13 protein-coding genes are annotated in these 12,355 nt (G+C 48.4%); 10 read left to right on the plus strand and 3 right to left on the minus strand.

Going from position 1 to position 12,355, the window contains the following annotated elements:
- The first annotated feature begins 5 nt into the window (after positions 1-5).
- Both AC0LWM_RS26925 and AC0LWM_RS26930 read left to right on the plus strand, forming a co-directional pair.
- A complete protein-coding gene (locus tag AC0LWM_RS26925) occupies positions 6-1,013 on the plus strand; it encodes a hypothetical protein (protein ID WP_474678118.1) in 1,008 nt (335 codons plus the stop codon).
- 175 nt (positions 1,014-1,188) lie between these two features.
- Positions 1,189-1,638, plus strand: coding sequence for an NUDIX domain-containing protein (locus AC0LWM_RS26930; protein WP_474678119.1), 450 nt, complete (start codon positions 1,189-1,191; stop codon positions 1,636-1,638).
- Positions 1,639-1,706: 68 nt separating this feature from the next.
- Here the strand turns inward: AC0LWM_RS26930 and AC0LWM_RS26935 are convergent, their stop codons facing one another.
- The gene (locus AC0LWM_RS26935) at positions 1,707-2,984 is read right to left on the minus strand and encodes an MFS transporter (RefSeq protein ID WP_474678120.1); all 1,278 of its coding nucleotides are present in this window, start codon (positions 2,982-2,984) and stop codon (positions 1,707-1,709) included.
- Positions 2,985-3,224: 240 nt separating this feature from the next.
- On the opposite strand from AC0LWM_RS26935, the gene AC0LWM_RS26940 reads away from it, so the two are divergent.
- Positions 3,225-4,229 (plus strand): phosphotransferase, encoded by a 1,005-nt coding sequence (locus tag AC0LWM_RS26940; RefSeq protein ID WP_474678121.1) that lies wholly within the window; start codon positions 3,225-3,227, stop codon positions 4,227-4,229.
- Here the strand turns inward: AC0LWM_RS26940 and AC0LWM_RS26945 are convergent.
- Positions 4,226-4,861 carry an FMN-dependent NADH-azoreductase gene (locus AC0LWM_RS26945; RefSeq protein WP_474678122.1) on the minus strand — a complete coding sequence of 212 codons (636 nt, stop codon included), beginning with the start codon at positions 4,859-4,861 and terminating at the stop codon, positions 4,226-4,228. The genes AC0LWM_RS26940 and AC0LWM_RS26945 overlap by 4 nt on opposite strands.
- Positions 4,862-5,010: 149 nt before the next feature.
- Between AC0LWM_RS26945 and AC0LWM_RS26950 the strand changes: the two genes are divergently transcribed.
- The 3 genes from AC0LWM_RS26950 to AC0LWM_RS26960 all read left to right on the plus strand — a co-directional run bounded on the left by AC0LWM_RS26950 (position 5,011) and on the right by AC0LWM_RS26960 (position 8,126).
- Positions 5,011-5,853 carry a helix-turn-helix transcriptional regulator gene (locus AC0LWM_RS26950; protein WP_474678123.1) on the plus strand — a complete coding sequence of 281 codons (843 nt, stop codon included), beginning with the start codon at positions 5,011-5,013 and terminating at the stop codon, positions 5,851-5,853.
- Positions 5,854-6,122: 269 nt separating this feature from the next.
- Complete coding sequence (locus AC0LWM_RS26955; protein WP_474678124.1) at positions 6,123-7,370, plus strand: MFS transporter; 1,248 nt, start codon at positions 6,123-6,125, stop codon at positions 7,368-7,370.
- A gap of 69 nt (positions 7,371-7,439) precedes the next feature.
- Complete coding sequence (locus tag AC0LWM_RS26960; protein ID WP_474678125.1) at positions 7,440-8,126, plus strand: DNA alkylation repair protein; 687 nt, start codon at positions 7,440-7,442, stop codon at positions 8,124-8,126.
- 71 nt (positions 8,127-8,197) lie between these two features.
- Here the strand turns inward: AC0LWM_RS26960 and AC0LWM_RS26965 are convergent, their stop codons facing one another.
- Positions 8,198-8,911, minus strand: coding sequence for a 2OG-Fe(II) oxygenase (locus AC0LWM_RS26965; protein ID WP_474678126.1), 714 nt, complete (start codon positions 8,909-8,911; stop codon positions 8,198-8,200).
- Positions 8,912-9,192: 281 nt separating this feature from the next.
- Here AC0LWM_RS26965 and AC0LWM_RS26970 point away from each other — a divergent pair, with 281 nt between their 5' ends.
- From AC0LWM_RS26970 to AC0LWM_RS26985, 4 genes are all read left to right on the plus strand, one after another.
- Entirely contained in the window at positions 9,193-9,954 is a 762-nt protein-coding gene (locus tag AC0LWM_RS26970) for a phytanoyl-CoA dioxygenase family protein (protein WP_474678127.1), read from the plus strand.
- 130 nt (positions 9,955-10,084) lie between these two features.
- Positions 10,085-10,990: a TIM barrel protein gene (locus AC0LWM_RS26975; protein ID WP_474678128.1), complete on the plus strand. Its 906-nt coding sequence runs from the start codon at positions 10,085-10,087 to the stop codon at positions 10,988-10,990.
- Between the two features lie 50 nt (positions 10,991-11,040).
- The gene (locus AC0LWM_RS26980; protein ID WP_474678129.1) at positions 11,041-11,400 is read left to right on the plus strand and encodes a Lin0512 family protein; all 360 of its coding nucleotides are present in this window, start codon (positions 11,041-11,043) and stop codon (positions 11,398-11,400) included.
- 41 nt (positions 11,401-11,441) lie between these two features.
- Positions 11,442-12,203: an HAD-IIB family hydrolase gene (locus AC0LWM_RS26985; protein ID WP_474678130.1), complete on the plus strand. Its 762-nt coding sequence runs from the start codon at positions 11,442-11,444 to the stop codon at positions 12,201-12,203.
- Positions 12,204-12,355 lie beyond the last annotated feature (152 nt).

Here is a 12,355-nt window from a genome sequence, read left to right on the forward strand (position 1 = left end):
TAACCATGAATCGACTTGATTACACCAATCATTTTAAACACACCAATATGACCGATACCGGTTCGATGTATTCCATCCTGCAATATACCGATCTCAAGGACTTATCTCTCGTCGAAGTCGCCGGGTATACCGCGAACGCGTTCCGCATTATCATTGACCGCGAACGGGTGAACGTGGCGGGATATTCCGCATTCGAATGGCCTCCGCATCATCAGGAGCAGTTCGCAAACTTAGGCGCAAGCACCCGGTACGAAGGCGGGCCGACTGAAATTCCGCCGACGCCTGAGGAGCTGGAGCGTGCGCTCGACATGATTCAATGGAGCCTGGATCGCGGGGTTCCAGTCATGGCATGGGACTTGTTCGTTCCCGAGTTCGGCATGATCTACGGCTACGACGACGAGTCTCGGACGCTTCGCTGCCGCGACATTACGAAGGACGGCGAGCTGTCGTATGAGAAGCTAGGCCGAGGCCAGGTTCACGAGCTTTACGTTATGGCCGTAACGGAAACGCAACGCGTCGACAAACGTAAAATGCTGCACGGCGCGCTGAAATTAGCGGTGCGGCATGCACGCGAACAAGGTTACAAGCGCGAGGATTCGCAATACCGCAATGGTCTGGCGGGTTATGACGCATGGATCGAAGCGTTCGGGAAAGGAAACGTCGAGGCATACGGCAACACGCTGCACGGCATGTATATATTCGATCAGCGTATCTTTGCCGCGGAGTTTTTGAAGCGGATTGCCGCGGAATGGCAAGGCGATTCGACGGCGGATCGGCAGTTGCAGTCGCTCGCGGAAAGAGCGGCCGTTCATTACGATCGGGTCGCGGATCAATTCAACGAGTTCGTGACGTTATTCCCTTTTCCCAAAGGCGGCGAACCGAACGATCCGGACCAAGCAGCCGCAGCAATCCGGATTTTGACGGCAGCAAGGGCGGAAGAGGAGAAGGGCGTAGAACTGTTGGAAGAAATGCTCCGCGTTATGGAAGAGAATGCGTCAATCGTTTCGCAATAGGTCGGAGAGGCTGTGAGTCGGGAACCGGCCCGGCTCAATGTCTTGCATGTTAGAATGCACGTCTCAATCACGGGTGAGCCCTTGCGGCTGCCCGTTTTTTGTGTTGTACAAGTGTAAGCTACAAGATATAATCGGTAATTGTTGTATATTTTTCCGAAAGCGAGGGCGATTGTAAATGGATCAATATTTCATGCGTGTACGGGTGACGGGGATTTATATCGAAGGCGGAGAAATACTGCTTGTGAAACAAAAAGTGAGCGCGGATCGGGATTGGTCATTGCCCGGCGGCAAGCTGGAACGCGGGGAATCGCTGGCCGAGGGGATGACGAGAGAAATGAAAGAGGAAACCGGGCTGGACATGAAGGTAAAACGTCTGCTGTACGTGTGCGATTTGCCTGAAGCGGAGCCACCGGTCATTCATATGACGTTTCTATTAAATAAAATATCGGGCGAATTGACGATGCCATCGAATGAATTTGAATCGACGCACATCCACGATATCTGCATGGTTCCAATACGCGATTTGGAGACCTACGGCTTCTCGGCAAAATTCGTTGAACTCGCGGAACAGGGCTTTCCGGATTCCGGAAGCTACCAGGGACATAAACGTAACATTGGTTTGTAGACATGAAAGCACGTAACGCGCGTGAAGAAACCGTTCGCATAGTTTCGAACGGTTCTTGTTCGTATCCGTTATTGCTCCGATTCTTTGAGCTTGAAAAAACGATCTTTCGCGAAAAATACATAGAACAAATACGAGATTAATGTATAGCCAATCGCCGTGATGGTGAACGCATAAGCGTAGCCGTAATAACTGCCGTAATGGGCGACAAGCCCCGTGCTGATCGGGGAGGCAATGAACCAACCGAGATTAAACATCGCTTCGCCGGAGCTGGAGGCAAGCCCGCGCATCGAGCGGTCGACGTATTTCATTTTGATCGTGCTATAGAACGGGTTGGCCGCATTCATTAACGCTTGCCGGAACAAATAGCCGGCCCCCGCCAAATAAAAGTTCGAAGAATACGCAGTAATAAGCAAAAAAGGGATCGAACCGAGCTGCAGCCATACGACAGCACGAACTTCGCCAAGCTTACGCGTAATGACCGGACCGAGCAGATAAGCGATTGCCGTAGCACCCTGTCCCAAGGAAACAATCAATCCGATAACCGTCTTGGACACCTCGAAACGATCTTCAAAGTACACATTCAAATACGGAACGATCATGCCGCCGGACGTGGAAGAGAGCAAACTCAAGAAAGCGAACAATGCAATCACCAACAGCGTAGGCTTGTTGTTTCGAATCATTTGGCTCCATTTCGCCTTCGGTTGATCCAAGGCAGCGGGTTCAGCCTCGCTATTATCCGGCCTGTATTGCAGCACGGGAATGAAGCTGAGTGCCGTGATGCCGACTCCGATCAGCAGCGTGAAGCGCAAGCTCTGAACTTCCGTATAACCCATCGCCATATGAAAAATATCGCTGAACATGCCGCCGGCTATGTTGCCGATTACGCTTGCGAACATCACAAGCGCCATATTAAAACTGAATAAATGCACGCGCTGCCGCGGAGTGGAATGATTCGCCATAAAGGGCAGCACCGTCGAGCTAACGACCGCTTGTGCCATTCCGCAGCCAAAAGCGGAAATCATCAAGCCTTGCTCCCCTTCGATCAAGGAACGCGCCATCAAGGCGCCGACGACGAAAAGAAGCCCAAACGAGGCGACTCGTTTGGACCCGAAGCGGTCATTCATAATGCCTGCGGGAATGAGGATGATGGCTGATGCGATCGCAGACATGCCGACCAAGCTGCCGACCATCGTTGGCTCATAACCGAGTTCCCTGACATACAGATTATATACAAGCCCGAACATGCTGATTCCCAAATTCCATAAGAGGTTGAATAAAAAGAAAAATCGTATATTCCGGCTGTAGCTTTGAAATTGTTGCTTCCATTCATCGATAAATAGCGACATATGCGTTTCCGTCCTCCGTCGTTGTCGTTCTTGTTGTCGGTGACTCCTATAAGAGTAACCGATTTATTCGAGGAGAGGAACTGTTTTTTTATGCCGATTCAGCATGATACTACTTTTATACGATGGAATATGAGAAAAAATATCTTGATAGAAACTCCCCCTCGACTTGACACTGTCAATGCAAGTAAGATATGACTAAATGTGGTCTTTTTAATCTGCAGTCACTTGGAGGGTTTATTGATGGAAAGGAATACGGGGTACCCTGACAACGATCCGTTGCTTCGACTTTATCCTGATGACACGGATCTGACGAAAATATGCGAAGAATTTGGCCTAGGCGATCTGTTATGCAATCACGGCGATCTCGGCGGATTATATAACGTCAATTTAAAGATTGAAACAAATAAAGGGATGTACGTTATTCGCATTGCCTCGGGACTTGCGAGTGAACGGCACCTTCGATACGCGAAGCAGGTAATCGATGTTTTGCATCATGCTAACATACCGGTGCTGAAACCAATCGTAAATGAACAAGGGATGAATTACACGACATATAAGGATCGTTTCGTTCAGATAACGCCATTTATCGAGGCATTTGCTTTTCAAACAAACCATAGATTTGCGAACGCCTCCGGGCGAGTTCTACGAAAAATGCATGACACGCTGGTAAACGCTCAGGCGGGACCATTGCCGGAATGGTCCAATTATCCATCCTCCATCGTTCTGGAAGAAGGCATGTCTCTTCTGAAGCATGTGTGCCGAGTTCCGCGCAATCAGCTCTCAAGCGCAGAAAGGTTTTATAATGGGGTCATGAATGAATGGGAGAAGTTGTGCTATGACTTGCCCAAGACGATTATTCATGGGGATTGGCACATGTGGAATGCGCTGTACGACACGAACGGAGAGGTTCGTGCCGTCTTGGATTTTGATTTTGTGCAGCGAGCCGAACGAATACACGACGTAGCGTACATGATGTGGGCGCTTTTGCCGAACGACTCTTTTCCGCAACTAGGCAGTGCATTTTTGCAAGGATACGGCGAGTTATCTGACATCGAAAAGAGGATTCTTCCTGTGGCGATCGCCAGAGCCAGTGTTTTTTTTATTTGCACTTCGTCGTTTAATCCCGTCCCGATAGACGAGCTCGAGCGCCAACTCACCCGGCAAGGCCCATTCATTGAATGGTTGCTTTCGAATGAAGGGAGAAGACGAATTGCCGATCTCCTGCCGGAATCAGCTCCAGACTAGAAAGCGGCCGCCAACCGCCGCGCTCGTTCGATGGCATCGGCCAATATGATGTTGGCGCGATCCGGAAACTGGTTGTGCCCTTCCACAAACAGGCCCTCGATCGAAGGGATTCCGAAAAAATCAAGCACGACGGATAAATGATGATGTCCGGATTCTTGCTTCGCCGCTTTTCCCTCCGAGTAAAGACCGCCTCTGGATTGAATGTGAATTGCTTTTTTCGTCCCGAGCAGGCCTACCGGGCCGTTTTCCGTATATTTAAACGTTTTGCCGGCCACGGCGATGGCGTCGATATATGCTTTTAGTACCGGAGGGTAGGAAAAATTCCACATCGGCGTTACAAAAACATATTTATCAAATGCTACGAACCGGTCGACGAGCTCGTTAAGACGGGTTATTTTATAGCGCTCGTCGGGAGATAACGACTCTAAGGCATTTCCTTCGCCTAGCTTCTTCCAACCTCTGAACACATCCGCATCCAGCTGTGGTATTCTGGAATTGTATAAATCGAGATGCTCGATTTCATCTTGCACATGATGAATGCGGTAGGCTTGCATAAAGGCTTTGCCCACGGCAAGACTCGAAGAGTTGGATTCATCCAGCGGATGCGCCGTAATATAAAGTACTTTGGACATCATTGTTCTCATCCTTTCAACATTGGGAATGAGAACATCATAACGGCATGACCGACCGCGGGATAGGCCACAAAAGATACTGCTGTCGGATATAGTAGTATAATCGAACCTGGTTGCAGTACTAGGATAACATGAAGGTGAGGGACGATATGCCATCCATCGAAGAGCAGCGTCGCAAAGCTTTGGCTGATTTTTTGAAAACACGCCGTTTGAAAATGCATCCCGATAAGGCCGGCATTTCCCAAGGAGCGAGCCGACGCCGGACGCCGGGATTGCGAAGAGAGGAATTGGCGGTGTTGTCCGGCATTTCATTGCCTTGGTATACCGCACTGGAACAGGGGAGAGATATTCGGGTTTCGGAGCAAGTGCTCGACAGTCTCGCGCGTACATTGAAGCTGGATCGAGACGAAAGAAACCATATGTATGCCTTGGCCAACCAGCAAATCCCGGTTTCTCCAGCGGCGCTTCCCTCCGAGACAGTCCCTTCTCAACTGCAGCTGGTGTTGGATCAGTTTCAACATATTCCGGCCTTTATTCACGGAACACGGTGGAACATCGTTGCTTGGAATGCGATTGCGTCCATGCTCTTCGGTAATTTTGAAGCTATGGATGAGGCGGAACGGAATATTATTTGGCAGATGTTTATGAATCCGACTTACAAGGCTTGGTATCTCAATTGGGATATGTTAGCTGCGAACATGATCGCGCAGTTCCGTGCGTTTTACGGCAAACATATGGAAGACCCTTGGTATTCGGACATGGCAACCAACCTACGCAAGGAAAGCCCGGAATTTAACCTCCTATGGGGGCGGCACGATGTTGCCGGCGCTCCCGAAGAAATCAAACAAATCATGCATCCTGAAGTCGGCTTACTTGTCTTGAGGCCGACCAGTTTCCGTTCCACGGAAAACGACGAACTCACCTTGAAGGTTTTTACGCCGGAACCTGGAACGGAATCTGAGGAGAGACTGAAGCGTTTGTTTTCGAGGTAGACAACAGACAATTTGAGAAAAGATCCGTCGGAATTTCTGACCTATCATCGATACCTTCCGAGTTGCTCCGCGGAAGCCGTGGCGAGAAGGGCGAAGCGGCAAGCGGTGTTCTATCGAGGGAATCTCGTATCGGGATCGCTATCCTAATTCACGAAGAAAACCTATACCTGTCGAAAGACAGGTTTTTTCAATGAAGAAACGTATTGCGTTCAGGCAGAGCCTGTGTTAAGCTCGGATGCATCTTGATTATGCAAGGAGTTTATCTCACCATGAACGAACTAGTAAAAACAAGCCGCGGGATCAACAAAATGTATGCATTGCAGCTCGCGACGATCTTTTTTGGATTCATCATTTTCGGATTATCGGAAAATATTAAAGGACCGGCCATTCCCCGGATCCAATTCGACTTTCGCCTTGATGAGCAGCAGATCGGTTCGCTCTTATCGCTGAACTCCTTCGGCTATTTGCTCGCATGCTCGTTCACGGCTTATCTGACTCGAAAAATAGGCATCAAGGCGGTCAGTTTGCTTGCCTTTGGGTCTATGCTGGTTTCGGGCTTCTTCATCTTTGTTTCGCAGAGCTATCCCGTTTTTTCCTTCTCCTATTTCTTCATGTACATAGGCAACGGTATGCTTGAGATCGGCTTGGCCATTCTTGGAGCACGTATATTTGTCCGAAACACCGGCACGATGCTGAATTTGTCTCATTTCTTCTATGGTCTGAGCTCGACGGTGGCGCCAATGATTGCGTCGGGATTAATGTCCGTCAGCGTATTCGGATACATGCTGGACTGGCGGGGTATGTATCTGCTAATGCTCTCGTTATCCGTGCTGCCGATGATTCCGGCGGTGCTCAGCAAGTTTCCCGGCGATGATTTGTCGCATGAAGAGAGGGTTCCATGGCAAGCGCTCGTGCGTGACCCGGCGCTGTGGATGATCGTCCTCATCCTGACGTTTGGCGTTGTTTCGGAACTCGCGGTAGGAGGGTGGCTTGTTAACTTTTTGGAGAAAGCTTACGAATGGAACAGCGTTTCCGCTTCCGGCATGTTGTCCGCGTTTTTTCTATGCTTCTCCATCGCAAGGTTAGTATTAGGCCCGTTAACCGATAAAATCGGGTTTACGCTGTCGCTCATCTTATTTTCCGGATTTTCTGCGTTGTGTACGTTTGCCGCGATTGTAGGCGGGGAATCGATGGCTTTCCTGTTCGCAGCCGCGGGGATTGGCATTTCGCCGATTTATCCGACCGTCATGGCTCTAATTGCCAAACGATATCCTCGAGGGACCGACACAGCCATTACGTTTACCGTTACGCTGATGGGGATCGGCAGCGTCATTGGCAATTTTGCGATCGGGGCGATAACAAGCGGCATCAAAAACGTCTTCGGAACGGATTCGGGCGTCGGATTGCTTCGTGGACTTCAGGCCGGGTACGGTTTTATCGGCTTATGTGCACTCATCTGCTCATTATCCGGTTGTATTTTATACAGGTATTTGAAATCGCGCAAAGAATTGTTATAGTGTCGCAGGTAGCAATCACGAGAAAACAGTCCGTAAGATAAACGTCTTCATTACGAGGAGGGATTGTTCATGAACGAATCGATTAAACTGCAATTGCATGAAAATGCTGAGGAAGGTTACCGGAAATTTTCCGCTGCATTGATCCCGAATATTAATAATGTGTTAGGCGTCAGATTGCCTGCATTACGCAAAATAGCCAAAACAATCGCGGCGGGGGACTGGCGATCCTATCTGGAACAAGCAGACAACGAATATTTTGAAGAAGTGATGCTGCAAGGCATGGTAATCGGCTACGTCAAAGCTGATATTGAGGAATTATTGCGTCATGTCGCCGATTTTGTGCCGAAAATAGACAATTGGTCGGTATGCGACAGTTTTTGTATCGGTCTTAAGTTTACGAACGCGAATAAAGCGCGCGTATGGGAGTTTCTGCAGCCCTACCTTCAGTCGGACAAGGAATACGAGCTGAGATTCGGGATTGTGATGCTGCTCGTTTTTTATGTGGAAGAGGGGTATATCCGTCAAGTCCTTCCGTTGTTGGATCGCATCCGGCATGAAGGTTATTATGTGAAGATGGCGGTCGCTTGGGCTCTGTCCATCTGTTATATTCACTTCCCGGACATGACGATGGCATACCTGCATAATAATACGCTGGATGATTTTACGTACAACAAAGCATTGCAGAAAATTACGGAATCGTATCGAGTCGACGATCCGACCAAACAAATCATTCGCAGCATGAAGCGAAAAAAATAACCTGACGGGAGGCGGAGAAATGGGTTCGTTACCTTCTCCGCCTGCTCTCAAGGCTATTAATGGCCGGCCACTTATTTGGCGTCATGAAAAATAATGCCTAGACTAAATCGGGTCCCCGAAGTAACCGTACTTACTCCATGCCGCAGCGTTGATTTATAATATCCGCGAGTTCCCGCCACCGGGCGATGTTGGGTCGGAAAGATTAGACCTTCGCCTTGCTCCAGCGTTATGGCATGCCCGCGGCTCTGGGCGCGTGGCCGCTGCTCCACAAGCATGAACTCTCCACCCGTATAATCTACTCCCCGTTGATTCAGAACAAAAACGACCTGAAATGGGAAATATACATTTCCGTACAAATCCTGATGTAGACAATTGTACCCGCCGGCTTCATATTTCAAGAGGAGCGGAGTAGGGCGGGTCTGATCCTCCTTATGGCACTGCTCGAGAAACTCGGTTAACGTTGCGGGATAGGATGCTTCGCCACCCAACTGCCCGAGCCAGCGATTAGCTGCAACCGCCAGTTCCGGATAGAAATGTTCCCGCAGCTGCTGTAACCACGTTGGCAGGGGGGCCGCAAAATATTTGTACTCTCCTTTGCCGAAACGGTACCTCGCCATGTCGATCGTATTCCGAAATCGATGCGGCTCCTCGTAGGTGGCAATCATTTCGCCGCATTCTGTTTTGCTTAATATTGCGGGCAGTTTCGCATAACCGAACTCGTCCATTTGCTGCTGAATCGAGGTCCATTCCAACCCGGCGATTCGATCTACTAGCCGATCAGGCATGTTCTGTTCCTCCCTGTTCGAATTCATCGTATTCTTCATGTGACTCATTGATACTCCTTCGTATCTTCCATTGAGCTATAGACACAGTATAACCTCAACTCTGCTCATTGGGACGTTTTGCCGAATGGATGAGCAAGATCGCCAAAGTAAATTCATCTCATCTCCATATATACCCATATGGAACATTCAAGTATAATAGGATTGACCTGACTTGTTGACGAAAGGTTGTGTAAGCTGAAGGTCTGAATATCCGAAGAACGGAATAAGCGGAGGTGTTTGTATTGAGGTTAACGTATGCGCAGAAAAAGGATTTTATGGAAAATGGATTTGTGAAAATCCCCGGTGTCATCCCGAAATCCATGATTCAGCAGACTGTCAAAATGATCAACCACTCTCTCGGTTCTGAAGGAATGAATAAAGTAGATTTGCCGCAATTCCGGTCGCTATCGTATTGCCCTGAACTGCAAAATGCGCCGATGATGGCGGATCTTATTTACAAGACACCTGCCGCCGACTTAGTTGAGTCCATTATCGGTGAAGGCAATCTGTCAGAAACTCGGCATGCGCAAATTGCTTTGCGGTTTCCTACGATGGCGGACCGTACCGGTCCGATCGGCTATCATCTGGATGGCATGCACGCTAAGCTTAACGGCGTGGAAGAAGGGACTTATTCCAACTTTACGATGTTGTTCGGCATCATGCTGAGCGATCTTCCCGAAGAAAATGCGGGCAATTTGTCCGTTTGGCCGGGCAGTCACCATCTGTATGAGCAATATTTTCGCGAACATGGATCCGATATTTTGTTAGAAAAGCTGCCACCGATCGATATCGGCAACCCGGTGCAAATTACCGGTCAGGCCGGAGATGTCATCCTATGCCATTATCAGGTAGCCCACGGCGTTGCGCCAAACCAATCGCCGAATACGCGCTATGCGTTGTATTACCGCTTGAAGCATAATCAGCACGATGCCGTCTGGAAGGAAACGTATAAGAACATATGGATGCATTATCCCGGCATTCGGGAGTTGTTGAAAGAATCCTAAGTAACATAGATTTTTTATCATAGCGGGAGCAAATGCTTCTGCTATTTATTTTGAAAGTGATGGGAGCGTTAGTATTTAAGATCTATAGAGTCAAGCATCTACTAAGATTGTTTGAGGAAACGAGGAAGCGATGGGAAAAACTGTTTTTGGCGTTTCGGGGAGTACGATCTTATCGGATCCCGCGCAATTTGAATCGTTATTCTGGGATGGAATCGATTCGATTGAAATCGGCGAGTTCTCCGATGAGGCGGCGTTCCGCGGCTTTTTGGCATTAACCCGCAAAAACCAAATTCCGTATGGCGTACATTCGCCGCTTGTCCGCAGCGGAAGCAAATATGATCTGATTCAACATGTCCAAATGGAACCCGACACGGCTTGGGAGCTATTGGAGCAAGAAATGGAGCAATTATCCGATCTTGGGGCGCAATATGTGCTTGTTCATTTTCCTTATTTTAAAGAACATGTGCCCGAGACAGTAGATGTCAACGAGATGATTGAAGACGGTTTGTACAAGCTGTATAGGCTACAGGAGAAATATGGCATGCCGATCGTGTGCGAACCAAAGCTTGGGTTGAATCGTTCCCCTGTAGGCATCGAATATTTACATCGCTTTCCGTTGGAAGTATGGCGGAAGTATAAGATGAAGCTTTGTATTGATGTCGGGGATTATTTGATGGCGACAGGTGAGCAGGCTTTGACGTATATTGCGAAATGGAAAGAGCATATCAAAATTATTCATTTACATAACGTAGATTATGTTAACGATAAATATGTTTGGATTCCCGTCCATCCATCGCATGAACAAAATGGCACACAGTTTAAACTCGCGAACATCATCGAATTTTTGGCGACATGTGATGATGCCGTGTTCATCTTCGAACATACGCCGCATTCCAATCCAAGTGAAGAATTCGTTCAATGCGGCTACCAATGGGTGCGCACACTGGTAGAGAAGGTACGCGGAAGCCGCGCGATAGAACATCATGATGAAGTCACAAATAAAGACAGGTGTAAAATAACGCGCGACATCGGCTAATATGATAGAATGAATGTTACCCAAGCGTTTGAATAGGAGTGTGCAATGTAATGGAAAAAGTTATGTTTATTGAAATCGGTATGGGTATTGATTTACATGGGCAGAACGTGACCAAAGCCGCGGTTCGCGCCGTACAAAACGCGATCCATCATAACTCGATGCCGGGTCTGCGATCGGTGCTGCCGAATAATGACTTGCATAACATGAAAGTTAACGTGAGACTTGCCGTTCCAATCGATAAAGACCAATTGGAACTTGAAGTCGTTCGTAAAGAATTGCCTTATGGAGAAGTCACGTTCGAGGTTGTTGACGGCGGTATGTTGACGAGCAGCGGTGTCGTGCTTGTTGAAAAAGAAGATAAAAACGATCTGATCTACGTCGTCATCGCCTCTGTCGAGGTCGGGTATTAAGCAGTCTTATCATATAGATATCATAGGAGTGAAGTGAAAGTATGATTTTTGTTTTTGACCTGGATGGAACGATCTGTTTTAAAGGAAAACCTGTTAGCGAAACGATCCTGCAAGCCTTGGAAAACCTAAAGTCTCAAGGTCACGAAGTCATCTTCGCTTCGGCAAGACCGATTCGCGATATGCTGCCGGTTCTGCATCAACGGTTTCATGCTTACACGATGATCGGAGGAAACGGTGCGCTCGTCTCGCAAGACAGCAAATTAACTCATGCGGCTTCGTTCACGGACGCTCAGCTCGATACGATAAAATCTTTATTGAACGAACATGAAGCTACCTATCTCATTGACGGGGAATGGGACTATACGTATACAGGCACTCCGGACCATCCGATTCTGAATAACGTGGATCCTGCCAAATTGGCGAATAAAGTTCCGCTGGATCAGCATCGATCGATCGTCAAGGCATTGATTCTAACGGCGAACGACATGGAAGGTCTCGCGCTAAAATTGAGCGCACTGGATGTAGTCGTACATAAGCACCGCAACGAAAATGTGCTGGATGTGAGCCCGAACCATATCGACAAATGGGAGGCATTGCGCAAACTGAATATCGAGCGAGGGACTTATGTAGCCTTCGGCAATGACGCCAATGATATGTCGATGTTCAGGCATGCCGTTCATTCCGTCATGATCGGGCATCACGACGAACTTGCCGGGATTGCTGCGGAATCAATTTCCTCGTCGGATCAGTTGGAAGAGTTAATCGCGGAAAAGCTGAAGCAGCTTGCCGAAAAATATCAATAACCGTTTATCGGTGAAACAAGCATAGAAGTGGAGCAGGGCATAGTCTGATATGCTCCCCTTACGGTAGACAGGTGAAATAATAAAACCTGCTACGGTAAGGGGAGCTTTTTCATGCAAAAACGATCCTATTCGGCTTCTGAGAAACTTACGAT

The organism is Paenibacillus sp. sgz302148 (genome assembly GCF_056120465.1).